The organism is Pseudovibrio sp. POLY-S9, from assembly GCF_001431305.1.
GTDB lineage: Bacteria > Pseudomonadota > Alphaproteobacteria > Rhizobiales > Stappiaceae > Pseudovibrio.
In genome coordinates this window covers 83,382-110,181 of record NZ_LCWX01000163.1, presented here as the reverse complement: position 1 = coordinate 110,181, position 26,800 = coordinate 83,382, and the positions used below count along the sequence as shown (strand labels likewise).

At 50.8% G+C, this 26,800-nt stretch carries 27 protein-coding genes, 1 pseudogene and 1 riboswitch; of the genes and pseudogenes, 20 read left to right on the top strand and 8 right to left on the bottom strand.

Annotated features, from left to right (window positions below; all coding sequences use genetic code 11):
- The 15 genes and pseudogenes from PPL9_RS34235 to PPL9_RS14815 form a co-directional block, all read left to right on the top strand.
- Window positions 1-62 (top strand): annotated as a pseudogene (locus tag PPL9_RS34235) (30S ribosomal protein S13); the annotation flags it as partial.
- 65 nt (window positions 63-127) lie between these two features.
- Entirely contained in the window at window positions 128-517 is a 390-nt protein-coding gene (gene rpsK, locus PPL9_RS14880) for a 30S ribosomal protein S11 (protein ID WP_054664941.1), read from the top strand.
- A gap of 74 nt (window positions 518-591) precedes the next feature.
- Complete coding sequence (locus PPL9_RS14875) at window positions 592-1,620, top strand: DNA-directed RNA polymerase subunit alpha (RefSeq protein WP_057463419.1); 1,029 nt, start codon at window positions 592-594, stop codon at window positions 1,618-1,620.
- A gap of 82 nt (window positions 1,621-1,702) precedes the next feature.
- Window positions 1,703-2,137, top strand: a complete 435-nt coding sequence (gene rplQ, locus PPL9_RS14870) for a 50S ribosomal protein L17 (RefSeq protein WP_057463418.1) — start codon at window positions 1,703-1,705, stop codon at window positions 2,135-2,137.
- Between the two features lie 336 nt (window positions 2,138-2,473).
- On the top strand, window positions 2,474-4,672 hold the full coding sequence (locus PPL9_RS14865; protein WP_057463417.1) for a methyl-accepting chemotaxis protein: 2,199 nt from the start codon (window positions 2,474-2,476) through the stop codon (window positions 4,670-4,672).
- 265 nt (window positions 4,673-4,937) lie between these two features.
- A complete protein-coding gene (locus PPL9_RS14860) occupies window positions 4,938-6,383 on the top strand; it encodes a DegQ family serine endoprotease (RefSeq protein ID WP_057463416.1) in 1,446 nt (481 codons plus the stop codon).
- 54 nt (window positions 6,384-6,437) lie between these two features.
- The gene (locus tag PPL9_RS14855) at window positions 6,438-7,748 is read left to right on the top strand and encodes a replication-associated recombination protein A (RefSeq protein ID WP_057463415.1); all 1,311 of its coding nucleotides are present in this window, start codon (window positions 6,438-6,440) and stop codon (window positions 7,746-7,748) included.
- A 233-nt stretch (window positions 7,749-7,981) separates the two neighbouring features.
- Complete coding sequence (locus PPL9_RS14850) at window positions 7,982-10,378, top strand: patatin-like protein (RefSeq protein ID WP_057463414.1); 2,397 nt, start codon at window positions 7,982-7,984, stop codon at window positions 10,376-10,378.
- A gap of 53 nt (window positions 10,379-10,431) precedes the next feature.
- Window positions 10,432-10,812, top strand: coding sequence for a fluoride efflux transporter CrcB (crcB, locus tag PPL9_RS14845; protein WP_057463413.1), 381 nt, complete (start codon window positions 10,432-10,434; stop codon window positions 10,810-10,812).
- A 180-nt stretch (window positions 10,813-10,992) separates the two neighbouring features.
- Window positions 10,993-12,042 carry an RluA family pseudouridine synthase gene (locus tag PPL9_RS14840; protein ID WP_057463412.1) on the top strand — a complete coding sequence of 350 codons (1,050 nt, stop codon included), beginning with the start codon at window positions 10,993-10,995 and terminating at the stop codon, window positions 12,040-12,042.
- Between the two features lie 28 nt (window positions 12,043-12,070).
- Window positions 12,071-12,751, top strand: coding sequence for an HAD-IA family hydrolase (locus tag PPL9_RS14835; protein ID WP_057463411.1), 681 nt, complete (start codon window positions 12,071-12,073; stop codon window positions 12,749-12,751).
- Window positions 12,751-13,545: an ATP12 family protein gene (locus PPL9_RS14830; RefSeq protein ID WP_057463410.1), complete on the top strand. Its 795-nt coding sequence runs from the start codon at window positions 12,751-12,753 to the stop codon at window positions 13,543-13,545. Before PPL9_RS14835 ends, PPL9_RS14830 begins: the two co-directional genes overlap by 1 nt.
- A 252-nt stretch (window positions 13,546-13,797) precedes the next feature.
- Complete coding sequence (gene bfr, locus PPL9_RS14825) at window positions 13,798-14,283, top strand: bacterioferritin (protein WP_057463409.1); 486 nt, start codon at window positions 13,798-13,800, stop codon at window positions 14,281-14,283.
- Window positions 14,284-14,518: 235 nt separating this feature from the next.
- Window positions 14,519-15,004 (top strand): bacterioferritin, encoded by a 486-nt coding sequence (gene bfr / locus PPL9_RS14820; protein ID WP_057463408.1) that lies wholly within the window; start codon window positions 14,519-14,521, stop codon window positions 15,002-15,004.
- A 182-nt stretch (window positions 15,005-15,186) separates the two neighbouring features.
- A complete protein-coding gene (locus PPL9_RS14815; protein WP_057463407.1) occupies window positions 15,187-16,719 on the top strand; it encodes an acyl-CoA carboxylase subunit beta in 1,533 nt (510 codons plus the stop codon).
- A gap of 99 nt (window positions 16,720-16,818) precedes the next feature.
- Here the strand turns inward: PPL9_RS14815 and PPL9_RS14810 are convergent, their stop codons facing one another.
- From PPL9_RS14810 to folB, 6 genes are all read right to left on the bottom strand, one after another.
- Complete coding sequence (locus tag PPL9_RS14810) at window positions 16,819-17,118, bottom strand: hypothetical protein (protein WP_057463406.1); 300 nt, start codon at window positions 17,116-17,118, stop codon at window positions 16,819-16,821.
- Window positions 17,119-17,239: 121 nt separating this feature from the next.
- Complete coding sequence (locus PPL9_RS14805; protein ID WP_057463405.1) at window positions 17,240-17,530, bottom strand: hypothetical protein; 291 nt, start codon at window positions 17,528-17,530, stop codon at window positions 17,240-17,242.
- Between the two features lie 115 nt (window positions 17,531-17,645).
- The gene (locus tag PPL9_RS14800; protein WP_057463404.1) at window positions 17,646-17,936 is read right to left on the bottom strand and encodes a hypothetical protein; all 291 of its coding nucleotides are present in this window, start codon (window positions 17,934-17,936) and stop codon (window positions 17,646-17,648) included.
- A 551-nt stretch (window positions 17,937-18,487) separates the two neighbouring features.
- Complete coding sequence (locus tag PPL9_RS14795) at window positions 18,488-18,808, bottom strand: hypothetical protein (protein ID WP_152986707.1); 321 nt, start codon at window positions 18,806-18,808, stop codon at window positions 18,488-18,490.
- Between the two features lie 14 nt (window positions 18,809-18,822).
- A complete protein-coding gene (locus PPL9_RS14790) occupies window positions 18,823-19,125 on the bottom strand; it encodes a hypothetical protein (protein WP_057463453.1) in 303 nt (100 codons plus the stop codon).
- A 137-nt stretch (window positions 19,126-19,262) separates the two neighbouring features.
- Window positions 19,263-19,643 (bottom strand): dihydroneopterin aldolase, encoded by a 381-nt coding sequence (gene folB, locus PPL9_RS14785; protein ID WP_057463402.1) that lies wholly within the window; start codon window positions 19,641-19,643, stop codon window positions 19,263-19,265.
- Between the two features lie 248 nt (window positions 19,644-19,891).
- On the opposite strand from folB, the gene PPL9_RS14780 reads away from it, so the two are divergent.
- From PPL9_RS14780 to PPL9_RS14765, 4 genes are all read left to right on the top strand, one after another.
- Window positions 19,892-21,904, top strand: a complete 2,013-nt coding sequence (locus tag PPL9_RS14780) for an acetyl/propionyl/methylcrotonyl-CoA carboxylase subunit alpha (protein ID WP_057463452.1) — start codon at window positions 19,892-19,894, stop codon at window positions 21,902-21,904.
- 41 nt (window positions 21,905-21,945) lie between these two features.
- Window positions 21,946-22,602, top strand: coding sequence for an HAD hydrolase-like protein (locus PPL9_RS14775; RefSeq protein ID WP_057463401.1), 657 nt, complete (start codon window positions 21,946-21,948; stop codon window positions 22,600-22,602).
- Between the two features lie 24 nt (window positions 22,603-22,626).
- Complete coding sequence (locus PPL9_RS14770; RefSeq protein WP_057463400.1) at window positions 22,627-23,049, top strand: gamma-glutamylcyclotransferase family protein; 423 nt, start codon at window positions 22,627-22,629, stop codon at window positions 23,047-23,049.
- A gap of 133 nt (window positions 23,050-23,182) precedes the next feature.
- A riboswitch (FMN riboswitch) is annotated at window positions 23,183-23,332 on the top strand.
- A 133-nt stretch (window positions 23,333-23,465) separates the two neighbouring features.
- Complete coding sequence (locus PPL9_RS14765; protein ID WP_057463399.1) at window positions 23,466-24,365, top strand: DMT family transporter; 900 nt, start codon at window positions 23,466-23,468, stop codon at window positions 24,363-24,365.
- A 45-nt stretch (window positions 24,366-24,410) separates the two neighbouring features.
- Here the strand turns inward: PPL9_RS14765 and PPL9_RS14760 are convergent, their stop codons facing one another.
- Window positions 24,411-25,676 carry a hypothetical protein gene (locus tag PPL9_RS14760; protein ID WP_057463398.1) on the bottom strand — a complete coding sequence of 422 codons (1,266 nt, stop codon included), beginning with the start codon at window positions 25,674-25,676 and terminating at the stop codon, window positions 24,411-24,413.
- A gap of 161 nt (window positions 25,677-25,837) precedes the next feature.
- Here PPL9_RS14760 and PPL9_RS14755 point away from each other — a divergent pair, with 161 nt between their 5' ends.
- Window positions 25,838-26,107: an acylphosphatase gene (locus PPL9_RS14755; RefSeq protein WP_057463397.1), complete on the top strand. Its 270-nt coding sequence runs from the start codon at window positions 25,838-25,840 to the stop codon at window positions 26,105-26,107.
- On the opposite strand, the gene lipB is transcribed toward PPL9_RS14755, so the two are convergent.
- The coding region (gene lipB / locus PPL9_RS14750; protein ID WP_082596881.1) for a lipoyl(octanoyl) transferase LipB at window positions 26,108-26,800 on the bottom strand (693 nt) is incomplete at its 5' end.

The window sequence follows — 26,800 nt, the reverse complement described above, 5'->3', positions numbered from 1 at the left end:
CTCATACCAACGCTCGCACCCGTAAGGGCCCTGCTAAAGCGATCGCTGGTAAGAAGAAATAACTAGCCGGTTATCCGGTGGAGCCGCCGGCTATACGGCGGTGTAGATATCGAAGTTAGGAAATATAATGGCTAAAGAATCGACGCGCGTGCGTCGTCGCGAACGGAAGAACATTTCTTCAGGTGTCGCGCATGTGAACTCTACGTTCAACAACACCATGATCACCATCACCGATGCTCAGGGCAATGCGATCTCTTGGTCGTCTGCCGGCGCGCTTGGCTTTAAGGGTTCTCGTAAGTCTACCCCTTATGCTGCACAGGTCGCTGCCGAAGACGCTGGTCGTAAGGCTGCTGAACACGGCATGCGTACTCTCGAAGTAGAAGTACGTGGTCCAGGTTCTGGACGTGAATCCGCTCTGCGTGCGCTTCAGGCTGCAGGTTTCGTTATTACATCTATCCGTGATGTAACTCCGATCCCGCACAATGGTTGCCGCCCACGCAAGCGTCGCCGCGTCTAACAGTTCGTTAGGCTAGTTTTCCACCCAGGCAAGGATTAGTTGACTTTTAGGTCAACGGGAAAGCCAGAGGGTTTATGAACGTGACTATTCAAAAAAATTGGCAAGAGCTTATCAAGCCAACTAAACTCGACATTCGTGCTGGCGATGATGCACGCTTTAAGGCTTCTGTGATTGCAGAACCTCTTGAGCGTGGCTACGGCCTGACTCTTGGTAACGCCCTGCGCCGCGTTCTGCTTAGCTCCCTTCAGGGTGCTGCAGTGACTGCGGTTCAGATTGATGGCGTTCTCCATGAGTTCTCGTCTATTCCTGGCGTTCGTGAAGATGTGACTGACATCATCCTGAACATCAAGGAAATCGCGCTTCGCATGGAAGGCGAGGGACCAAAGCGTATGGTTCTGCGTAAGCAGGGTCCAGGTGCGGTCTACGCTGGCGATATTGAAACTGTAGGTGACGTTGAGGTTCTTAACCCAGGTCTGCTGCTGTGTAACCTTGATGAAGGTGCGGAAGTTCGCATCGAATTCACTGTTAACACCGGCAAGGGTTATGTTCCAGCTGCCGCTAACCGCCCAGAAGACGCTCCAATCGGTCTGATTCCGGTTGACAGCCTGTATTCTCCGGTTAAGAAGGTTTCTTATAAGGTTGAGAACACCCGTGAAGGTCAGGTTCTTGATTATGATAAGTTGACTTTGACTGTTGAAACTGACGGATCTGTGATCCCTGAAGATGCAGTAGCATTTGCTGCTCGTATCCTGCAGGATCAGCTGTCTATCTTCGTGAACTTCGAAGAGCCACAGCGTGAAGTTCAGGAAGACACAGTCGCGGAACTTGCGTTCAACCCAGCACTGCTGAAGAAGGTTGATGAGCTTGAGTTGTCTGTACGTTCGGCAAACTGCCTGAAGAACGACAATATCGTATATATTGGCGATCTCATTCAGAAGACAGAAGCAGAAATGCTTCGTACACCGAACTTCGGTCGTAAGTCTCTCAACGAGATCAAAGAAGTTCTGGCGCAAATGGGCCTGCATCTCGGTATGGAAGTGGCAAACTGGCCGCCTGAAAATATCGATGAGCTCGCTAAGCGCTACGAAGACCACCAATATTAAAGGAACAGGAACTGAGCGCGCTGCGTGAGGTTCCGGCGATCTGATGTACTAGATCGTAATTGACTTAACAAAGGAGAGGGCCATGCGCCACGGTAATTCCGGCCGCAAGCTCAATCGGACGTCAAGCCACCGTAAAGCGATGTTCGCTAACATGGCAGCTTCGCTCATCCAGCATGAGCAGATTGTTACGACGCTTCCGAAAGCAAAAGAGATGCGTCCAATCATCGAGAAGCTCATCACTCTGGGCAAGCGCGGCGACCTGCATGCACGTCGTCAAGCAATTTCCCAGATCCGTGACACTGCAATGGTAGCAAAACTGTTTGATACCCTTGCAGAGCGTTATGCGGACCGTCAGGGTGGTTATTCTCGCGTGCTGAAAGCTGGTTTCCGTCATGGTGATAATGCACCAATGGCTGTTATCGAGCTGGTTGAGCGCGACGTAGAAGCTAAAGGCGCTGCAGATCGTGCACGCGCTGCTGCTGAAGAAGCTGCTGAGACAGCTGAAGCTGCTGCATAAGCTTTTCGCATAAGCGATTTGAAAAAGGGTGCCTTCGGGTGCCCTTTTTTGTTGCCTGAATGAAATTCACTCAAGGGCTCCTGCTGTTTGCAGAACGAATCTGATGAAATAGTTTGCGTAACGTGAGTTTTAACAGGTGGAACTGGATTGTTCGGATCAGGTTGGTACTGCAACTTATGATAGTGCAACGTGCTTCGAGCTTTGTGAGAAAACACTGCTAAATCATATCGGTATTTCAATTTTTCTTCGATTTGAAAAGCATTTTAAATATTTGTTTTAAGCGGAGATTAACACTATAGCCCGACTATGCTCCCAACGTATTACTCGGGGGCAAATATGCGTTCTAAATCTGATGAGAGCGGCTCTGTATCCTCACCTAGAGTCAAAAATTATTTTAATCGTATTGCTGTTCGTCTTCCATTCATTATGGTTGGGCTTGCAATTATTGCGAGTGCCGTTGTGGCATTCCTTGGGTATACGCGTGCTGAGAGCGCGCTGACTGAAGCGAGCAAGACACAGCTCGTACTCGTGGCACAGGCTCGTCGGGATACACTCGATGAAAAGCTGGAGCGCGTTGATAGCGATATCAAGCGTCTGGTCAAGAGTAGCGCAATGCGCGTTACCATGACCGACTTGCTGGCCTCCATGGATTCTCTGAGTGCAGATAAGGATGACATCCTTAGCTACTTCCAAAAGAGTGGCTCTTCTGTTGCTGATCGTCTGCAGCTGACTGGGAATGGTAACAAGACGCTTTATTCCTGGCGTCATGCTGTTGTTCATCCAGACTTTGTGGCGAGTGTAACCGGTGGAGGTTATGCGGACATCCTGATCATGGATGCAAACGGTCTGGTGATTTATTCTGCGACCAAGTCCTCTGAGTTTCTTGAGAGCGTGAAGGATGGCAAGCTATCCGGTACATTGCTTAGTCAGGAATTCAATAAGGCGGCGAAAGCCACTGAAGGCGACGTGGTCTATTCTGAGATCGCTCAATATGCGTCTGATGGAAATTCTGCATCCCTTTTGATTTCGGCTCCTGTGTTTGTTGAAGACTTCAACCAGGTCACGTTTAAGGGTGTTATCTCCATTCGTCTCGGCTCTGAGTTCTTCGATAGCGTTTTGCAAAATCGTGAGAATATGGGTGAGACTGGGCAGACCTATCTGGCACGCATTGACGGCACCATCCTTTCCAATCAGGTTCTGTCTGATGTACCGACGGCGCTGGTGAAGAAAGATGATCCAGAGGTTGTTGCGAAAGTTGTTGAGGACCTGCAAGCGAACCTGGAAAGCAATGTTGGTTTTGCGGAAGTGAAGGAACAGTTTGTTCTGGCCCTGCCACTTGGTTTTGAAAAACTCCCAACCGTTATCGTTGCAAAGACTGATGTAAGCGAAGCGCTGGCTGTGGTTCATGCCCTCGCCAAAGAGATCATCATTAGCGGATTAATCGTGTTGGCAGTTGTTGCTGCAATTGGCATCTTCATGGCACGTAGCCTGTCTACTCCGCTTAATCGACTGTCAGCCAATCTTAATAAGATTGCGAACGGCAATCTGGATGTGGAGATTATCTCTGCTCAGCGTAAGGATGAGATTGGCGATATTGGCCGAGCTGTTCAGTCTTTCCAGGTTGGTCTTGTCCGTGCAAGAGAGCTGGATGAGAAACAGGTGCGTGAGCAACATGAACAGGAAGAGCGTGTGAAGCGCGTGGATGCTTTGAACGAGAACTTCGATGTTGGTGTTCGAGACATCCTGACCACTGTGACTGACGCTGGCGGTAATCTGGAAACCACCGCGAAGAGTATGGCAAGCATCTCTGAGCAGACCAACACTGAAGCACAGACGGTATCTTCTGCCTCTGAACAATCCCTGATGAACCTTCAGGCTGTTGCAGGTGCTGCTGAAGAGCTTTCTGCGACTGTTGGTGAGATTGACCGTGAGGTTCGTCGTTCTGCTGATGTCTCCAAGCAAGCAGCTGAGAAGGCTGCTGCGGCCGAGGTGTCTGTAAACGGTCTTATGGAAGCTGCGCAGCGCATTGGTGAAGTTGTATCTCTCATCAATGATATTGCTGATCAGACCAACTTGTTGGCGCTGAATGCGACGATCGAGGCTGCACGTGCTGGCGAAGCTGGTAAGGGCTTTGCGGTTGTTGCATCCGAAGTTAAAGGCCTTGCGAACCAGACTGGTCAGGCAACTGGCGAGATCAGTGTTCAGATTCAGTCTGTTCAGGCTGAGACCGAGAAGGCTGTTGCGGCTATCAAGGAAATCAGCACGGTTATTGGTGACGTGAATGAAGCGGCGACTGCGATTGCAGGTGCTGTTCAGGAACAGGCCGTAACCGCAACAGATATCTCCAGCAATATTCAGCAGGTGACTTCTGGTAGCTCTGAGGTTGCTCAGGCCATTACCCGTGTGAGCATGATCGCAAGTGACGCTGGTCATGAAGCAGAGAATGTTCTTGGCGCTGCAAACCAGCTGACACACCAGTCAGAAGAGCTGAAGAACATGGTTGAACAATACCTTGAGAATATCCGGGCAGCCTAAGTTCTGTCAGGTTTTATCGAGATGAGTGAGGCGCCGGGGAGACCCGGCGTTTTGCGTTTTGAGCAGGTGTGATCTTTTTTAGTGCACTCAAACTATTACTAGTTTGAAATCCACATGCAGTTTTCGGGGATACGAGCTCGCTGCTTAAAACCGACAGATTGGCCTTTTCATTTCCATATTGCAGACTTATCTGTAACCTGCTGCTCCCAAATTTTTTGAAAGAAAATTATTGTGAACTGGGGGCTCTTGCCGAAGGGATTTAAGAATGGGTCAAATCAGGAAGTCAGCTGCTCACCTGCTTTTTTGTGCAGTTCTTGGGACTACTGGCGTTGTTGCAACGCAAGGCACTGGTGCACTGGCCAGTGAAAAGACTGTTCCAACATCTCAAGCCGAGATTTCACTTTCCTTCGCTCCTATTGTGAAGAAGGTCGCGCCAGCGGTGGTGAATGTGTACGCAAGTCGTACCGTGCAAGAGCGCCGCAGAGTTTCTCCATTCTTTGATGATCCGTTCTTCCGTCGTTTCTTTGGTGAGCAATCCGATCGGTTCGCGCCTCGCTCGCGTAGCCGTGTTCAAAGCTCTCTGGGCTCTGGTGTGATTGTTTCTGCTGATGGGACGATTATTACCAACCATCACGTTATCGCGGGCGCTGATGAGGTGCGTGTGGCACTTTCTGATCGGCGTGAGTTTGATGCCGATATCATCTTGATGGATGAGCGCACAGATCTTGCAGTTTTGAAGGTGCGCAACGCAGAAGGGGCGTTCCCTGTTGTGCCGTTTGCCAACTCTGATGAACTTGAGGTGGGTGATCTGGTGTTGGCGATTGGGAACCCGTTTGGTGTTGGGCAGACCGTGACGCAAGGTATTGTCTCCGCTGTTGCGCGAAATCAGGTGGGCGTCTCGGACTATCAATTCTTCATTCAGACAGATGCTGCCATTAATCCGGGTAACTCGGGTGGGGCGCTGGTTGATCTAAACGGGCATCTTGTTGGTGTGAACACCGCGATCTTCTCGCGTTCCGGTGGCTCCAACGGTATTGGTTTTGCAATCCCTGCCAATATGGTGGAAGTGGTTGCTTCAGCTGCCGATGACGGCGGTATCGTGCGCCGCCCGTGGGTTGGAACCAGTGTGCAGCCAGTCAGCTCTGATATTGCTGCCAGCCTTGGATTGGAGCGTCCTAGCGGGGTTCTGGTGACACGTATTCAGGAAGGAAGCCCAGCTGACCGTGCTGGTATTCGTGTAGGTGACCTGATCATGTCTGTTGGTGGTACTCAGGTGGATGATCCAGATGCTTATGGTTACCGTTTGGCTACGAAGAAAGTTGGCGGTGTCACGCGTTTTGAGATGTTGCGTGGTGGCGAAGCTTTTGCTGTTGAGATCAGTCTTGAGCGTGCACCGGAAACTGTGGCTAGAGATGAAAGAGAGATCAAAGGGAACTCGCCATTTACTGGTGTACGGGTTATGAATCTTTCTCCTGCTGTGGCTGAAGAGTTGCGCATGTACAACGAGTTTTCAGGCGTTGTAATTGCTGATATTAAAGCTCGTAGTACTGCTGCCTATGTCGGCTTTAAACCCGGTGATATCGTGGTTGAGATTAATGGTGCTGAAGTTCAAAGCACCAAAGACCTTTCCAAGCTGACCGGCAAGAAACAGCGCACCTGGAACATCACTTTCAAACGTGATGGTCAGCTACGACAGGTAAGTTTGCGATAATGCTGTTTTGAGAGTTTTACTCTCCAGAACAGTTTAGAGGAATATTGAGAGACCATGAGTGATCTATTTTCCGCCAATGGGATGGATCAGCTGGAAGACAGGCCGCTTGCAGACCGCATGCGGCCTCGTGTTCTGGAGGATGTTGTCGGACAAGGCCACCTTTTGGGTGATGCTGGTATTTTAAGCCGTATGCTACGGTCCGGCTCTCTGGGGTCTCTCATCTTCTGGGGGCCTCCGGGTACCGGTAAGACCACGGTTGCCCGTTTGCTTGCAGATGCAACGGAACTGGAATTTGAGCAGATCTCTGCGATTTTCTCCGGAGTTGCTGATCTCAAAAAGTGTTTTGAGCGTGCAAGAGGCCGTCAGATCTCCGGCAAGCGGACTTTGCTGTTTGTTGACGAGATCCATCGCTTCAACCGTGCTCAGCTGGATAGTTTTTTACCTGTGATGGAAGATGGCACCATCACTCTGGTAGGGGCGACGACTGAGAACCCGAGCTTTGAGCTGAATGCGGCGCTGCTGTCCCGTTCGCATGTGTTGACGTTCCATTCACTCGATGAAGATGCGCTGATTGATTTGCTCAAACGCGCGGAAGAGGTGATGGGGCGTGACTTGCCGCTGGATGAGGATGCGCGTCTATCTCTCGTGCGTATGGCAGATGGTGATGGCCGGTCTGCATTGACTTTGGCGGAAGACGTTTGGCGTACGGCTGGCGATGACGAGATTTTCGACACGGAACGCCTGGCGGAAGTGGTGCAGCGACGTGCGCCGATCTACGACAAGACCAAGGACGGGCATTACAATCTCATCTCTGCGCTTCATAAGTCCATTCGCGGGTCGGACCCTGATGCGGCGCTCTACTGGATGTGCCGGATGCTGGAGGGCGGAGAAGACCCGCTTTACATCATTCGCCGTCTGACGGTGATGGCTTCTGAAGACATTGGCATGGCTGATCCCAATGCGCTGGTGCAGGTGAATGCTGCACGTCATGCGTTTCAGCTGGTTGGTTCACCAGAAGGGGAGTATGCGCTGGCTCAGGCTGCGGTCTATCTGGCAACGGCCCCTAAATCGAATGCGTCTTATCTGGCTTATAAGGCTGCTCGCATGGATGCGCGAGAACATGGATCTCTTGTGCCGCCAAAGCACATCCTGAACGCACCGACCACGCTCATGAAGAAGATGGGGTATGGTGAAAGTTATCGCTACGATCATGATGAGCCAGATGCGTTTTCTGGTCAGGATTATTTCCCTGAGAAGATGGGTCGGCAAAAGTATTATGAGCCGAATGCTCGTGGCTTTGAGCGTGATGTTCAAAAACGTCTGAGCTATTGGGATCGCTTGAGAAAAGAGCGTGGCACTGCTTAGGGCTGTCTGTCTGGGTTCTCGTTGGAACGTTGCGACAGAGTTCGTTGTTTCGCCTTTTCTGAAAACTGGCGGTCACTTTTCAAGACTACACATAAACTACACGTAACTTTGTTTGGGTTTCCCGATTGCATTCGGGCATCCTAATTCGCACACTGACATATGAGCTTGTTGCGGTCATTTATATCTGCGCATCATGCTCTGACTTCTTTACTTAAGCGAATTCTGGTGCATGCATGAGGCAACTTGAGCTGAGATTGGGACTGGTGCTGTATGGCGGGGTTTCACTCGCCATCTATATGCACGGTGTCACCCGTGAACTCCTAAATCTTCAGCGTGCCTCCCATGCGTTGCATCAGTTGCGGAGAGACCGTGAGCGCGGTGTTGAGAGTGATGTCACTCTCGAAGGCTCAGCGAAATCCTACTTCGATCTTCTTGAAAGTTTTGGGCCACAGCTGGACCTGCGGGTTGTGATTGATGCAATCTCTGGCGCGTCTGCCGGAGGTGTGAATGCGATCATGCTGGCGCGGGCACTGGCGCATGATCTGCCGCTCAAGCACCATAGCGATCTATGGCTGTCGCTTGCTGATGTTGACAAGCTGGCCAATGAAACATCCGGGGTCAGCAAACATGCCAAGCGGGTGCTTGCGCCCATTCTGGATAAGCTGCTGGTTTTCCTTGGGACTGATGTTCCTCAGAACAAGGAAACGCGCACCAAACTGCGAGATTTTATCAGTTCCCGTTGGTTTGCGCCGCCGTTCTCAGGTGAGCGCTACTCAGGATGGCTGGTGGATGCTTGCCGCGCGATGGATGAAGAGGATCGCGGGGAGACGTTGATCCCTTATGGACAGCGGTTGGAGCTGTTCGTGACACTCACGGATTTTCACGGTGTGTTGCGGCGTATTGCGTTGCATGATCCCGAGTTTATTGAGGAGTTGGATCATCGACGTATTGTAAAGTTCAATGCCATTCATCGGGTGTCCAGCGGTTTGCATAGCCAGATGAGTGCGGAGTGTATTCCTGATCTGGTCTTTGCTGCGAGAGCGACCTCTAGTTTCCCTGGAGCCTTTCCGCCTATGAGTGCTGAGGAGATGGATGGCGTTCTTGAGCGTCAGGGTCTTGAGTGGAGCGGGCGTGAAGCGTTCCTAACCAACGTGCTTCATGCCAATTGCGATGCAGAAGGGGAGCGTATCTTCATTGATGGGTCGTTGGTGATGAACAAGCCCTTCGAGCCGCTTATAGGTTCCATTGCACAACGACCTGCAGCTCGCGAAGTGGTGCGTCGTTTGCTTTATCTGGATCCGTTGCCCTTCTCGCACCGTGATGTGCCAGCTGAGCCAGAACCTCCCGGTTTCTTCAAGAGCATCTTTGCATCGTTAGCTCACATTCCGCGTAATGAACCGATTGGTGATGAACTGCAAGAGATTGAGCAGATCAACATGAAGGTGCGGCGGATTCAGGAAGTGGCTGAAGCTGCATTGCCGATGGTCCGCCATGAAGTGCAGCTGTTGCTTGAAAAACATGGCAGCCTGCCGGAGACCGAGGGTGACTTCTCAGTTGTGCGGCAAGGGGCTGAGCTGGCAGCGATGGAACAATCTGGTTTCGCCAATGCCGGTTATCTTCAGCTTCGTTTGGGGCATCTCGCCCACCGGGTTGTCTTGTTGATTTCCGAGCTTTCCGGCACGCAGCAAGAGGGGTGCGTTGAAAAGGGTGAGGAGGTTGCTCTCTGGTCTTGGGAAAGCGTGGAAGAAGTGGTCGTGAATGCGTTGACCTTCTCCAAAGAAGAGGAGGGGGAAGCGCAGCGGGATCAGGCTAAGATTCTTCGTGAGCTGAAGAGTCTTGATGTCGACTATCGCATTCGTCAGTTGCGGTTTTTGATCGAGCAGATCAACAAGTTCTATCACCATGAAGAGATTGCTGGGTCTGTTGAGTTTGCGCGCCACCTGGATGTCTTTAAGCGTGAACTTTATGGGCAGATTGCCAACTTGCGGAGCCGTTGGTCCGTGGAGTTTTATGGCACAGAGACCATCTACCTTGCGACGCTGCTGAAGGAAGTATCGCCGCAATTGGAGACAGTGCGCAAAGTGCTCGGGGTTCTCAGCCTTCGCATGGGCCTTGCCGATCTTGATAAACTGACAGATTCCATTGTGTTTGAGGGAGTTGGGAAACTAGGTGATCTGAAGGCGGCGCAAGGTATTCTTGAAGGCTATATCGGCTTTCCGTTCTTCGACACCAGCATGTTTCCGGTTCAGCAGGCGCTTGATGCTTTTGAACTTCGTAAGATTGAGGTGGGGCGCATCAGCCCAAAGGATGCCCAATTGCTTTGTCCCGGTGGCGTTGATCTAAAAGGCGCGCAATTGCAGATGTTTGGTGCCTTCTTCAACCGCGGATGGCGCGAGCATGATTACCTGTGGGGGCGGCTCAACGCTGCAGAGCGGCTGGTGCGGTTACTGCGGGATGTTTATCATCAGTGCCACGGGTCGGCACAGCGGATTGCTCCTGGTGATGACATGAACCTGCGCGCGATATTCCTTGATATTCTGGATGAGGAAGAAGCGCATCTGGAAGATCATGAAGAGTTGGTGGAAGCTTGCCGTGAGAAGGTTGATGAGGTCTTCTCTAAGGGATGTTAGTTACTGTGCAATTTGTGCAAGACATGCCATTCAAAATCCGATAGGGAGAATGCATGAAAAATCTCATCCTGATAGCACTTGGTGGCGGGGCAGGAGCGGTTTGTCGGCATCTGGTTTCAATGGCCGGACTTCGTCTTCTGGGCCCTTCATTTCCGTGGGGCACTGTCACCGTAAACATTCTTGGTTCATTGCTGATGGGGATCTTTGTTGAGGTTCTTGCTCAGCGACTGAACGCTTCTTCTGAGCTGCGTTATCTGATCGCGACGGGTTTCCTTGGCGGTTTCACTACCTTCTCAACCTTCTCGCTGGATGTCGCTGTGTTGTGGGAACGCGGAGAACCTATTGCGACCGCCGCTTATGTGTTGGTCTCGCTTATTCTTTCCGTTTCAGCCTTGTTTGCAGGTCTTTATCTCACACGGCAGGTTCTCGCCTAATTTGCAAGTTGCCCGCAAAAACTCATAGAAACTTGATGGTTTTTCGTTTTTAAGGGCTGAATCTGCGTGAAAGACTTGCATGTTTTGCCTTCAGCTGCCAAATGAGCGCCAACGGATTTAATAGGAACGGCTGGCGCACCCTTCGTGCTGCCGCCGCGTTAGAAGTCAGGACCTTCACCCATGAGTGGCTCCCAGAACAAAGCAGCGCCGCAAAACAACGGTGGCAGCCCAGTTAAAATTGAGATGCGCCGCGTTGATGCCGACGAAGCAGGCATGCGTCTTGATCGCTGGTTTAAAGAAAACTTTCCGGAACTTGGCTTTGGCCGTTTGCAGAAACTGCTGCGCACTAAGCAGGTTCGAGTTGATGGCAAACGTGCCGAAAGCTCTACCCGATTGGAAAAGGGGCAAGAAGTCCGCATTCCACCGCTCGGTGTTGAGCTGGCTGCTGATGACCGCAAGAATGCCAGACCTCGTCCGCGCAAGTTGGTTGACAGTGACCGTGAAGCCATTGAGCAGATGATGCTCTTTGAAGATGCGCATGTGATGGTACTGAGTAAACCTGCTGGCCTTGCTGTGCAGGGTGGCTCAGGTTTGACGCGTCACGTGGATGGTATGCTTGACGCCTTCACCAACCAGAAGGGCGATAAGCCGCGTCTGGTGCACCGTCTTGACCGTGAGACCTCCGGTATTTTGCTGGTTGCGAAGACCCGCCGTGCAGCTCAGGAGCTGACAAAGGCATTTCGTCATCGCAACACGCGTAAAATCTACTGGGCGATGGTTGCTGGCGTACCAAAGCCGCGTCAGGGGCGTATCTCGACCTATCTGGCGCGTGATGAGGGTGAAGAGCGCATGCGTGTTGCCCGTCATGGTGATGATGAAGCACAGCACGCAGTCAGCCTTTACAATGTGGTTGAGCAGTCCGGTCAGAAGCTTTCCTGGGTATCACTGAAGCCTGTAACTGGCCGTACGCACCAGCTGCGTGCCCATGCTGCGCATATTGGTTGCCCTATCGTCGGTGATCCAAAATACTTCAATATCAAAAACTGGGAGCTGCCCGGTGGCATCCAGAACAAGCTGCACCTGCTGGCGCGCCGGATTATGATCCCGCATCCGTCAGGTAATGGTGTGATTGATGTTTCTGCTCCGCTGCCATCGCATATGCAGCAAACCTGGAACTTGCTTGGTATGGATGTGAAGGACTATGATCCGGACATCAATGAACCAGAATAAGTAATAGCAACGTTACGGGCTGATCTACATGTATCTCATTGTGTTTGATTGCGACGGCACGCTTGCGGATAGCCAAGACAATATCATGATTGGTTTTACTGCGGCGTATCGGTTTGTCGATCTGCCTATGCCATCGCGAGATGAAATTCTTGCAACGGTTGGCCTGACACTGGATGTGGCGTTTGAGCAATTGCTGGGGCGAAATGACCCGGACTTGATTGAGCAGATGGTCAAGGGATACCAGCAGATCGTTTGGGAAATGCGTTCCAAGGGGCGTGATTATGATCCCCTTTATGAGGGGGCGATTGATGCTTTGCGAGAGTTGGATAGCCGGGAGGATGTGCTTCTTGGTATCGCAACAGGCAAGCATTCCCGCGGTATGAAACACCTGATCAGCTTGCATGAGCTGGAAGGGCTTTTCACCACCATGCAGACAGCAGATGTTGCGCCCTCCAAGCCAAATCCAGGTATGATTTTTCAGGCGATGAGCGAAACTGGTGTTGATCTGGAAAACACGATTATGATTGGTGACACGACTTTTGATATGCACATGGCGCGCAATGCAGGTGTGAAATCTGTCGGAGTTACATGGGGTTATCACAGCGCTGAAGACGTGAAGAGCGCTGGAGCCACCTATGTTATCAATCAGTTTAAGGAACTCATTCCGGTGCTTAGTGAGCACTTCAAATGGAATAAGGAAGTTGCATAATGCGTGACATTTTTGAGCAGATTGCAGATGACATTGCAAAAGGACCTGTTGATGCTGTTCAGGCTGCGCGTGAACACACCAAACGGAACTTGCCAAAACGCTTTTACGAGCGTGTGAGTGTCGAGCTGAAAGATGACGTCTTCGCTGTATTGCTGGATGGACGCTCCATTAAAACACCCGGTCGCAATGCACTGGTGTTTAAGGATGAAGTGATTGCTGAAGGCGTGGCTGCCGAATGGGAGCTGCAGGAAGAAGAGATTGATCCGGCGACGATGCCGCTGACGCGCATTGCCCATTCTGCGATTGATGCCGTTGAAGACAAGTTTGCGGAAGTTGCAGACGAGATCACACGGTATGCCGGAAATGATCATTTGTGTTACCGCGCAGCTTCCCCTGCAGAACTGGTCACTCGCCAGAAAAATCAGTGGGACCCAGTCTTGGGTTGGGCGGAGACGTTGTTTGCTGGTCGCTTCAAACTCGTTGAAGGGATTATGCATGTCGCGCAAGATGAGGCGGTGACAACAGCCTATCGTGCGCAACTGGGCAAATATGATGCGCTTCAGTTGACTGCGATCCATACAGTGACGTCCATTAGCGGTTCTGCTTTGCTGGCGCTGGCACTGGCTGAAAAAGCTTTTGAGGCGGATGTTGTCTGGTCTGCAGCTCATGTTGATGAAGATTGGAATATTGAGCAGTGGGGGCAGGATGAAGAGGCTGCTCGTATTCGTCGTTTCAAAAACGACGAGTTCAACGCAGCAGTGCTTATTCTCGTTGGAGCACCAGAAGAAAGCTAAGGCTTATTCTTTGCGAAGTTGTCTTAAGGCGCGGCTTTTGGCTGCGCTTTTTTGTTGGTGTTGTGGTTTCTCCTGATATCGTAGAAAGAAATCAATAGTTTGTAGTATGTGGGCAAGTGAATTTCATTTGCCGTGTTACCATCGAATCTGTTGAACTATGCACTCTTGCTGCACATATGAGTTCAGGGCTTTCGTAATAACGAAAACATCGCCAAATACTGCCCTAATCAAGAATATTGAGGAATTCCGCCGATGAAACATAATGAGAAAGTTATTGAGCGGCTTAACGAAGCTCTGAAACTGGAACTTGGTGCCGTCAACCAGTACTGGCTGCATTACCGCCTGCTGGATGACTGGGGTTTTGGAAAGTTGGCGCAGAAAGAGCGCGAAGAATCCGTTGAAGAGATGCAACATGCTGACAAGCTGATTGAGCGCATTCTCTTCCTTGGTGGTCATCCAAACTTGCAGACTGTTGGCGCTTTGAAGATAGGCACCAATCTTAAGGAAGTTCTGGAAGCGGATCTTGCTGGTGAACATGAAGCTCGCACCTCTTATAAGAAGAGCCGTGAGATTTGTGATGCTGAAGGTGATTACGTCACCATGAAGCTGTTTGATGATCTACTGGCTGATGAAGAAGGTCACATTGACTTCCTTGAAACTCAGCTGGATCTCCTTGAGAAGATTGGTGAACAGCACTACGGCGCGTTGAATGCAAACTCGGCTGATACTGGCGAATAAGTTCGCCTAACCGTTTGTTTTGATTAGAAAGAGCTGTCCTGTTGGGCGGCTCTTTTTTGTTGGGTTAAAGTTGTTTGTTTCAGACTAGCGCTTCATTAGGAACGATAGGGGATTTGGGTTGGCGGCGGGTTAGGCTGATCTATGTTTACTGGATCAAAGCTCGTTTTAGGGTCGGTTCAAAACGAGTTGTGTTTCATCTGCATTCCCTAAGGAGCAGTGCTTGCACTGAGAACTCATGAGAGCAAAAGACGGTGTCATTGAACGTTTGAACAAAGCCATTTCCATGGAACTTGGAGCTGTCAATCAATACTGGGTGCATTTCAGACTTCTTGAAGATTGGGGTTACACCAAACTCGCAAAGAAAGAGCGGACTGAATCGATTGAAGAAATGCATCATGCGGATCGGTTGGTGGAAAGAGTTGTCTTTTTGGAAGGGCACCCAAACCTGCAGCATATTGCGCCCTTACGCATCGGGTCCTCAGTGAAGGAAGTGCTGGAAGCTGATCTGGCAGGGGAGCGTGAAGCAATTGTGTATTATAGCGAATCTCGTGTGTTCTGTGAGCAGCAAGGTGATTTCGTGACAATGGCTCTTTTTGACAGTTTACTGGCAGATGAAGAAGGCCATTGTGATTTCCTTGAGACTCAATTGGAGCTTCTTGAGAAAATAGGCGAAGAAAAATATGGATTGCTCAATGCTGGCAGTGCTGATGAGGCAGAGTGAGTTTTAGCTGTCAAAGCATCAAAGCATCAAAGAATGCTTGGTTTCCTAAGGGTTGTTGGTTGTTGGGTTGAGGGAGTAATCAGTTGCATTGCATGAGGCTTCTCAATCCAACGGCTTACTAGTTTTTGTGCGTAGGGGCGTGCTAGGAGATAACTCAGTTAGATTGGGAGCTGAGATATCTGATGAAGGAAGTTCTAGCTGAATTAGAAAAAAGACGTGATGAAGCGCGGCTTGGTGGGGGACAGCGCCGAATTGATGCGCAGCACAAACGCGGAAAACTCACCGCACGAGAGCGCATTGAAATTCTGCTAGATGAAGGTTCCTTCGAAGAATTCGATATGTTCAAGCAACACCGCTGTACCGAGTTTGGTATGGAGGAAACGCACTTTCCGGGGGATGGTGTTGTTGCTGGTTGGGGAACCATCAACGGCCGTACCGTTTACCTCTTCTCGAAAGACTTCACTGTGTTTGGCGGATCGCTGTCTGAGACACACGCCGAGAAGATCATGAAGATCCAGGATATGGCGCTGCAGAATCGTGCACCGATCATCGGGATCTTTGATGCAGGTGGTGCTCGTATTCAGGAAGGTGTTGCTGCGCTCGGTGGATACGGTGAAGTGTTCTGGCGTAACATTCAGGCATCTGGTGTTATTCCGCAGATTTCTGTGATTATGGGTCCATGTGCTGGTGGTGATGTGTATTCACCTGCCATGACCGATTTCATCTTTATGGTGCGCGATACCTCCTACATGTTCGTCACTGGTCCTGATGTTGTGAAAACAGTGACCAATGAGACTGTGACGGCTGAGGAACTGGGCGGCGCGAGCATTCACACGACCAAATCTTCCATCGCCGATGGTGCGTTTGACAATGATGTGGAAGCGTTGCTGCAGATTCGTCGTTTGGTGGATTACCTGCCGATGAACAATCAGGCTCCGCTACCTGAACTTTCCGTTTATGATGATCCATCTCGTTTGGATGAGAGCCTCAATACGCTGGTTCCGGATAATCCGAACAAACCGTATGATATGCGGGAACTGATCCTGAAGACTGTCGATGAGCAGGACTTCTTTGAGATTCAGGAAAGCTTTGCCGGAAACATTATTACTGGTTTCGGCCGCGTCGAAGGACGCACAGTTGGTATTGTCGCCAACCAGCCAATGGTTCTTGCGGGTGTTCTGGACAGTGATGCAAGCCGGAAAGCTGCGCGTTTTGTTCGTTTCTGTGACTGCTTCAACATTCCGCTGGTAACCTTCGTGGATGTTCCGGGCTTCTTGCCAGGGACTGCGCAGGAATATGGTGGGTTGATCAAGCATGGCGCAAAGCTGCTGTTTGCTTATGGTGAAGCGACTGTTCCGAAAATCACAGTGATCACGCGTAAAGCTTATGGCGGCGCGTATGATGTGATGAGCTCCAAACACATTCGTGGTGATATGAATTATGCATGGCCATCTGCTGAGATTGCTGTGATGGGTGCAAAGGGTGCCGTTGAGATCCTCTATCGCAACGAGCTGGGTGATTCTGAGAAGATTGCTGAGCGCACCAAGGATTATGAAGACCGGTTTGCGAACCCGTTTGTTGCTGCGGAGCGTGGCTACATTGATGAGGTGATCATGCCGCAGTCTACACGGATGCGCATTTCGAGAGCGCTTGCGATGTTGCGGACCAAGAACCAGCAGATGCCTTGGCGAAAGCACGATAACATTCCGCTCTAAAATTGGTGTCTAATCGAACGAAACATCAAAAAACCCGGCCTTCACACGAAGGCCGGGTTTTTTGATGGGAAGGGGGACTAACTTGAGGCGAGTTAGGTCTTATCTTTCGTCGTTTTCGACCACGCAGGTGTAACCAATGAGGGAGTGGTTGGAGTCTTTTGTCACAACGTAGGCGCGCTGTGTTTCTTCGCTTGGGCTACAGTAAGAGCCATTTGCTACGTAACGGTCATAAAGGTCAGGACCTGTGGAGAGAACGATCGCACCTTTTTCTTGCACCAGAGACTTTACCTGAGACCCTGTGAGGTCAGTTGTATTGGTGCGTGGAGCGTTCATAGCCTGAGCAACAGAAGCAACAGATACGAGGCTGAGGACGGAAAGGGTTAGAGCGATCTTTTTCATTTGTTTAGCTTTCGGTTTCTTAATTCTTTTGGGAAATGGGGGAGGGAAAGACTAGGAGGCAAAGCCTTTCCCTGGAGCGTGATGATGGGGGACGTGCGTCTAACTTGGGGCGAGTTAGATTTTAGTTGTTTTTGTTGTCAACCACGCAGGTGTAACCAATAAGGGAATGGTTGGAGTCTTTGGTCACGACATAGGCGCGCTCTGTTTCTTCATGTGTTGCGCAGTAGGAGGCGTTTGCAACGTAGCGGTCGTAAAGGCCCGGGCCGGTTGCGAGAACGATTGCACCTTTGTCCTGTACGAGTGATTTTGCCTGGGAGGCAGTCAGGTCACCGGTGTTCACCAGAGCAGCCTGAGCGATGGAAGCAGCAGATACGAGGCCGAGTACGGATAGGGTCAGAGCGATCTTTTTCATTGGTCTTACTTTCAATTTTAATTTGTATCATTTGGGGAGGGAAAGACTGGGGAGGGACAGTCTTTCCCTAAGAGGTTGATGGGGGAAGCTCTCTAACTTGAGGCGGATTAGAGGCTTAGTTATCTCTGTTTTCGACGACGCAGGTGTAACCGATGAGGGAGCTGTTGGAGTCTTTGGTTACGACGTAAGCGCGCTGAGTTTCTTCGTGTGAAGCACAGTAAGAAGCGTTTGCAACGTAGCGGTCGTAAAGACCTGGGCCGGTTGCGAGGACGATTGCGCCTTTGTCCTGTACGAGTGATTTTGCCTGGGAGGCAGTCAGGTCACCGGTGTTCACCAGAGCAGCCTGAGCGATGGAAGCAGCAGATACGAGGCCAAGTACGGATAGGGTCAGAGCGATCTTTTTCATTTGTTTTACTTTCAGTTCTAGTCATTTTCAGAGCGAAAGACCGGGAGGAGCAGTCTTTCTGATGGGGTTTTGCCGATGTTGGTTGTTACTTCGGCGTGTCTTTTCAATTTAGACTGATACAAGGCAACTCCGTGCCGCCTTATATCTTGTGTTTTGTAGTTATCTTGTTTTTCTTCAAGCTTATTTTTGTTGTATGCTTTGTTTTTAGATGTTTGTGGTTTGTTGTTGTTCGTTGATGGTTGTATGTTTACTGGAAATTTTTGAGTAAGATGTGTTTTGGAACACAAAATTTTCTTTTCGCAACTTTGAATTTAGGCTGGTAACGAACTCGTGTCTTCGTGTTCTTGGGGATTACTTGCCTGTCTGTGATCAAGCTCACACTTTTGCTTGATGGTGGTGCAGAAAGGAGTTCTCAACCGCCTGTTGGTCATGCCGAACGGGCAAGGTGAGTTTCGCAGGATGTGGATGAAGGATTCGAATGTGGGTAACTGCAGCTACGTTTTATGGTGCAACTGCAGTGTATTTGCGTGAAACGTGGATCTTCAAAGGGCTCAGTCGAAGATATCGGAGCCGAATGGTCCTTCGCCGCTGTTGTAACCTGGCTCACATGAATAGCCGATGAAGCAGCGCTTCTGGTCTTTTGTGGGGACCCAGCGGCTCATCAAGCGTTCGTAAGGCTGACAGAACTGGAGGCCTGCGACGAAGCGGTCGTAGGTACGAACGCCAGTGCTTAATACAATGCCGCCAGCACGCTGTACGACGGAGCGGGCTTCAAGACAGGACATTTGCCGTGTATCAGGACGTGCGTGCGCTGCGGTGGAAACTATGAGAGGCAGAGTGCTCGAAAGAACGAGTAATGTTGATATCCGCATAGTCTCCTCCCTTATTACTGGTTCTGCCGTGTGCGTGGTGAGCAGCGATAACCGATCTGGCAGGAGTTGTTGTCTTTGGTCTGGGTCCACTCTCTGCGAAGCACTTCGTTGTGCAGGCAATACCTGATGTTACTCACAAAGCGCTCATAGGTTCGCGGGCCTGTGGTCAGGACGACGCCTCCACGACTGTCGACCAGTTGCTTTGCCTGCTCGCATGTCAGGGCCCTTGCATCTGGACGTGCCTGAGCATTGGCTGAGGCTACCCACAACAGAGTTATGAGACTACTGGCAATAATGGTGGTGGAGGCACTACGCATGGGATCAGTTGCCTTACAATGCAGATGTTGATGCTGGCGTGAACGCCGCAGTTCCATATGTTTTGAAGGCAATAGCTCAAAAGTGCGAGTATCAAGGTGAGCGGTGGTTAGCCGGTTCTAAAGAAGATGTCGTTGATTTAACTTTTTGCTGCAGGTCGTGCACGTGTGACTTCTACGCCAAACCCGCCTGTATGAACCGGCACTGGCGCAGAGGGTTTATTCACTTTCACAGTGACCTGGGAGATTCGCTGATCCATCGCGAAAACGGCCTCACAAATAGCTCCGGCAAGACGTTCCAACAGATTGAAACGGGAGTTGGTCACAACATCCTCGACAGTTTTTGCAAGGGTGCCGTAGCAGATGGTGTCTTCGTAGTCATCTGAAACAGTTGCCTTTTCAAAATCAGCCCAACAGGTCAGGTCAATGATAAAGCGTTGGCCCAATTTGGCTTCTTCATCATGGAGACCATGGAATGCATAGAAAGACAGGCCTTCCAGAAAAATCTTGTTTTCATTCATTGTTTGGCTCCTGAGGACTTTCCGACTGTTGGAAAACTGTGTTGCCAGAGGTGAGCGCGAAACTCAACGCATTTTAAGTGATAATGCTCTGTATTCGGGTGAAGCCCCGTCAAAACTTAGATGCTTTGTGCATCCATTGCCCCTACGAAAGTGCGATGGTTCTTCGCCCAATTGTGAGGTTGCGGAAGTGCGTAGAGATGCCTACAACCCTGCACTGTAAATAAAGAAGGTGTGTATGTGGGATGGGCATGTTTTCAAAGATTCTGATCGCAAACCGTGGGGAAATCGCTTGCCGTGTTATCAAAACGGCAAAAACGATGGGGATCAAAACGGTTGCTGTTTACTCCGATGCGGACCGAGATGCGCTTCATGTGGAGATGGCTGATGAGGCCGTTCACATTGGTGAACCGGCTGCAGCGAAATCATACCTTGTGATCGACAAGATTATTGAAGCATGTAAGCAGACCGGTGCTGAGGCTGTGCATCCAGGTTATGGCTTTCTTTCTGAACGCGCAGAATTCTGTGAGCGTTTGAAGCAGGAAGGCATTGTCTTTATCGGCCCTAATCCAAAAGCGATTGAGGTGATGGGAGATAAGATCACCTCCAAGCGATTTGCGGCTGAAGCTGATGTTTCCACTGTACCTGGATATATGGGGCTGATTGAAAGCCCTGAAGATGCCAAGCGGATTGCCTCTGAGGTTGGTTATCCCGTGATGATTAAAGCCTCCGCTGGTGGCGGCGGTAAAGGCATGCGTATTGCCTGGAATGATGAAGAGGCCATGGATGGCTTCGAGCGCGCAAAGTCTGAAGCTATCAGCTCCTTTGGCGATGATCGTATCTTCATCGAGAAGTTTATTGAGAACCCGCGCCATATTGAAATTCAGGTGCTGGGCGATAAACACGGCAATGCAGTTTATCTGGGTGAGCGCGAATGTTCCATTCAGCGTCGTAACCAGAAGGTGATTGAAGAAGCGCCGTCTCCTTTGCTGGACGAAGAAACTCGCCGCAAGATGGGCGAGCAGGCAGTCGCGCTTGCCAAGGCTGTTGACTATGACAGCGCGGGTACTGTTGAGTTTGTTGCTGGACAGGACAAGAGCTTCTTCTTTCTTGAGATGAATACCCGTCTTCAGGTGGAGCATCCAGTGACTGAACTGATCACTGGTGTGGATCTAGTTGAGCAGATGATCCGTGTTGCAGCTGGTGAAGAGCTTTCTTTGAAGCAGGATGAGGTCAAGCTGAATGGCTGGTCTGTTGAAAGCCGAATCTATGCTGAAGATCCGTACCGCAACTTCCTGCCATCCATTGGCCGCCTGACGCGCTATCGTCCACCTGTAGAAGGTGATCACGGTGCTTATGTAGTGCGTAATGATACTGGTGTGGTGGAAGGCTCTGAAATCTCCATGTTCTACGATCCGATGATCGCAAAGCTGGTGACTTATGCGCCGACCCGCGCTGAAGCGATTGAAGGCATGAGCACTGCGCTGGATGAGTTTCAGGTGGATGGCATCCAGCACAACGTGCCGTTTCTTGCATCTCTCATGAAACACCCGCGCTGGCGTTCTGGTCAGTTGGCAACTGGCTTTATTGCTGATGAGTATCCTGATGGGTTTGAACCAGCTACACCTGATGCTGAGGCCCGTAATGTGTTGGCGTCTGTTGCGCTTTCCATGCACCTGATTGAGCGTGAGCGTTTGGATCACTTGCCGGGTCGCCTGCGTCCGCATCATGGCGGTGTACGCCGTGAGTGGGGTGTTTTGATCAATGGTGAGAAGCTGGATGCTGAGTTGATTGAAGGCATGGCGGCAACACCACTTGATATTGATGTGTGTGTTGAGGGTGGTGCCCGCGAACGCGTTGCGTCCTCCTGGGTTCCGGGCGATATGCTTTGGAAAGGTCACGTTGGTGATCGTGCTGTAAGTGCCCAAGTGCGGTCTGTTGAGAATGGCTACCAGCTGGACTGGCAAGGCTATTCTGTTGTTGCCAAGGTGATGACGCCTCGCAATGCTGAACTTGCAGCACTGATGCCTGAGAAGGTTGCACCTGATACATCCAACCTGTTGCTTTGCCCAATGCCGGGCCTTGTTGTTTCTCTTCATGTAGAAGAGGGGCAGGAAGTGAAAGCTGGAGAGCAGCTGGCCATTGTTGAAGCCATGAAAATGGAAAATGTGCTTCGGGCCGAACGCGATTGTGTGGTAAGCGCTATCAAGGCTGCACCGGGTGACAGTCTGGCAGTTGATGCTGTTATCATGGAATTTGAATAAGGAGTTGGTGCGAAGCCAATTCCTATGTTGAGGATTTGGCTTTGCGCACTCTGCTTTTTGATCTGGATGGAACGCTGACAGACCCTTTTGTCGGCATTGTAACGAGCGTTCAATACGCGCTTGAAAAGCTTGGCCGCGACGTTCCTCCTGCTGAAGATCTTGCCTTTGTCATCGGGCCGCCCCTCACAGAAACCTATCGCCAACTTCTGAATACGGAAGATGAAGAGCTGATCCTTGAGGGGATTCGCCTTTATCGCGAGCGCTTCACCACTGTTGGGCTTTATGAAAACGTGCGTTACGATGGGATCATTGAGCTGCTGCAGGCTGCTAAGGAGCGTGGGGACCGGTTGTTCGTGTGTACGTCCAAGCCTTGGGTTTATGCGGAAAAGATTGTCGCGCATTTTGAGATGGATGGTTTTTTTGAGAAAACCTATGGCTGCGAGTTGGATATGACCCGCGGTAATAAGGTGGATCTTCTGGCTTATCTGTTGGAGCAGGAAGGTCTGGAAGCGTCTCAGTGTCTCATGATTGGCGATCGCAAACACGATATTATTGCAGCGAAAGAAAATGGTGTCCGATCCGTTGGTGTGCTCTGGGGCTACGGCTCTGAAAGTGAGCTTGCAGATTGCGGAGCTGATACCGTGGTTGCTTCGCGTGAAGAGCTTGCCGCTCACCTTGCTGACAGTCTTGTCGTCTGACCTTCTTTGTAATGAGTTGAATTGATGCCGATTTATTTCGCTTATGGCCGCTTGATGAACCCGAAGACCATGGCAAGCCGTTGCCCGCAAGCCAAAGCGCTGGGGCCAGCTTCCATGGATGGCTATCGCTTTATCGTGACGTCCGAAGGCGTTCCTTCCATGGTGAAAGCGCCGGGGAAGCGTGTTCACGGTGTTCTGTGGGATTGCCGCATCGGGGAAGTTACAATTGTGGATGGCGCAGAGGCGCTTTTCCGCAAGGGTCTGGACAAGGTCTTTCTTCCGGTTCGAAGCGGTGGGCAGAATAAGTCTGCCATTATGTATATGAGCCGCACTGTGCGGACAGGGAAACCTCACGTAAAGGCGTGGGAAGGTGTTTTAGAAGCTGCAGAACACTGGGATTTCCCCGAGACATACCGTGAGGAATTGCGCCAGTGGGATCTGCGATAGCAGCTCTCCTGGCATCAAGTTGCGAGGCTGTCTTCGAGTGACAGTCCGTTCACAAATGTGTTTTCAGTTAGACTGAAAGACAACTCGCAATTTCCTGAGAATCTGTTAGAAATCAGGTCTCCCTATGATGGGAGATAATTCTCAGGGCGGGGTGTAATTCCCTACCGGTGGTGATGGGCCTTCGTGCCATAAGTCCGCGAGCGCCTTCCATATTCAGGAAGGGTCAGCAGATCCGGTGAGAACCCGGAACCGACGGTTATAGTCCGGATGAAAGAGAATGTGGGTGAGGGGTGTTTTGAAACGCACTGTTTGCTTGCGCGTCCTGATTCAATGAAACGTGGCTGTTGTTGGCCCTTTGGATCAGAAAGATTTCTTATGTTTATTCCGTTTTTATCTCGTGAATTTGAGGTGCGTGTATGAGTTCATCACGCAGTTCTACTCGTGCGTCCGCAGCTGTTGTGGGCGCAAGCTGGATGGTTTTTGCCGGTGCTGCTTTTGCTATCACCAATTCTGCCATGCAGTATCTGACGATGGTGCAGGGATTGAGTTCTACCAGTGCAACCTTCTGGCAATACCTGATCTCGCTTGTTGCTATGCTACCAGTGATCTGGCGCATTGGTGTTGACGGATTGCACACAGAACAATTGGCGCTGCATATCTTCCGCGTCTTTCTGGCAGCGCTGGGCGTTCAGTTCTGGGTGGCTGGTTTGGCGAATGGTGTGCCAATCTGGCAGGCAATTGCGCTTTTGATGACCTCTCCGTTCTTCGTGACCATTGGAGCAGCGTTGTTCTTGCGTGAGACAGCAAGCAGGCAGCGCTGGGCGGCGACAGCTGTCGGCTTTGTGGGTGGCATGATTATTCTGAGTCCTTGGGATGATGCCTTTCAGCTGGTTGCTTTCCTGCCGATTATCGCTGCTCTGCTGTGGGGTTCTTCTATTCTTTGTATGAAGAAGCTGGAAGAACGTGAGAGCCCGCAATCTGTTACGCTCTATCTTCTTCTACTGCTGACACCAGTTAATTTCGTCCTGGCTTTCTTGGCTCCAGGTGGTTTGGCAATGCCAGTTGGCATGAACATGTGGTGGTTGATTATTCTGGCGGGGCTTTTGGGGGCGATTGCGCAAGGCTCATTGGCTATGGCCTATGAGAAGGTCGATGCAGCTTATTTGCAGCCGTTTGACCATCTCAAGCTGCCGCTTAATGTGCTTTGTGGATTTCTTATTTTCGGCTGGGTACCACCGGGCAACTTGTGGCTTGGAGCTGCGCTGATCATTGGCGCATCACTCTATACTGTGCATGTGGAGCGCAAACAGAACTAATTGAAAAACCCGGTCTAATTGCCGGGCTTTTTCTTTAGGGAATAGTTAGTTGAACCAGACCGCAAATGAACCGAAGTTTCGGCCCATTGGGCGCGTTATGGTGCGCATGAAATCGCCCTCCCAAACAGGGCCTTGTTCCACATAGTCAACGGAGTTTGGTCCGGTGATGAAGAGCACAAGGTCGAAGGTCTTTGCGGTCTCGAAGAAGGTCTTCATGTTGATCCCGCCTTCAAACACCATGGATGGAATCAGAAGCTCGCCGGTCAACACCTGTTCGGAGGCTTTGACGGCTTCCAGCCAGCTGTCGATGGTCTCTTGCGTGACAGGGAGGGCTTGAAAGGGGCTGGTCTGATTGGGATTTGGCAACCATTCGTTGTCGTTATCCGTTTCTTTTTGAATGAGATCCCATGTCTCGTAGTTCAGCTGCATCACCTTCAAAAGGTTCTGGCGCGTTGCTTTGAGGCGATCAGGGTTCTGTACAGTCCAATTGATGGAATGCAGGAAGTTGATTGGGGTGGCGAAGGAGCCAAATCCGCGCTCGTTGTCTGCTTTTCCCATGTCTTCTAACTGCTGACCATAGGTGGTTGCAGATGCGCCAAAGACACTATGGAAAGTGAGGTCGTAGGTATTCTCATAGTCAAAGGTGAGTAGGAAATTGCCCATTGACATGAGTAGGTTAGAATATCCCTGTAACCATTTTGCGTCTGCCCTGTCAAAGGTTATAGGAAACGCAGTTGTATCATCCTCAAGCTGAAACGGACTTCTTCTGGAAAGGCCAGATAGGATTGCGGCAAGGTTCTCGTGAGGTTCCACGGTTCCATTGTTGTCTGCATCCAGGTTGATCTTCAAAAGGTCTACCGTGAGCTTTACTGGTTGCTCTGATATCCCGTTCAAAGTTTCATTTGCTTGTTCCAGCTGAGACACGAAGTTCTCCAGCATTTCCCTTGTCTTGTTGTAGGTAATGGGTTCTGGCGTTGGGTTTGGGGCAACCGGGATTCTGAAGACGGGGAGGATCGACCTCAGGCTTCTGTTTGGAGATGTGTTTCCGGCGCCATATTTGTATAGGTCTTGTTGAATGCCTTGGAGGGCATTGAGAAACTGCAGGGCGCCCAATGCGAGCTTTGCCTGATTGTTTTCCGGATTCTGCTTAGTGTTGCTTACAAAAGAAGCGATGCCGGTTTCATAATCAGCCATTTCTATGATCTCGTTGAACTGACTGGTGAAATTGATCTGAGCAAAGCTCTGAGCTGGTAGAAAAATCATGACTGCGGAGAATGAAAGAGCAGTCAGGCGGGATTTGAGAAAATTCATAAAGTCTCTCCTAAAGGGCTACCTATTAGATATAGGAGTTGATGTTTTTTTTATGGCTTGCAATCTAAGGCTGTGGCGAGACTGGGCTGTGTTGCCAACTTCGTCCTCTGAATCGAGAAAAGTTTTATCTGTGAAGCCTTTAAGCGCACCGGGAGATACCAATGAAAACCAAACACTTTTCCATTACGGGATTGGTGCAGGGTGTTGGATATCGTGCGTGGCTTTATAAAAAAGCCGGAATGCTCGGTGTTTCCGGCTGGTGCAAGAACAATGCTGATGGATCAGTGGAGGCAGTTGTCACCGGTGATCCGGAAAAAGTGGATGCCCTGTTGATGGCTGTTCAGCAGGGGCCCGTCGGGGCACAAGTTGAAGCGGTGACACTGCTGGCGGATGCCCCTGACGAGAAGGGGTCTTTCCGCATCGAGTACTAGTTATACGCTCTCAGGCTTTTGAACGAGGCCGGACGGGCCAAAGGTTTCTGTGGCTCCGAAGATCTCTTCGAATTGCTCGCGCAAGATGATATCCACCTCTGGCATGGTGAGTGGAAGACCGAGATCCACAAAGCTGGTGACACCATGTTTTTGCACGCCGCAGGGGACAATGCCGGTGAAGTGCTCCAGATCCGGGTCTACATTCAGTGAGATGCCGTGGAAGGTTACCCACTTGCGCAGGCGAATGCCGATAGCGGCAATCTTGTCTTCTACGTCCTTGCCTTTTTCGGGACGTTGAACCCAAACGCCAACACGATCTTCCCGTCGTTCTCCGCGCACGTGATGTTGCCACAGGGTGTCGATGAGCCATTTTTCCAGCGCTGCGACGAAGGCGCGGACGTCTTGCTGGCGGCGCTTCAAATCGAGCATAACATAAGCAACACGTTGTCCTGGACCGTGATAAGTATACTGCCCTCCGCGGCCTGTTTCATAAACCGGGAAGCGGTCTTTGGCGATCAGGTCGACTGGATCGGCGCTTGTGCCTGCTGTGTAAAGGGGCGGGTGTTCCAAAAGCCAGACGCGTTCGTTGGCTTCGCCAGCTGCGATTGCGGCAACGCGCTCTTCCATTTCCTTTTGGGCAACTTCGTAAGGCACGAGATCGTCGTCGATCACCCACTCAACAGGGGGAGACCC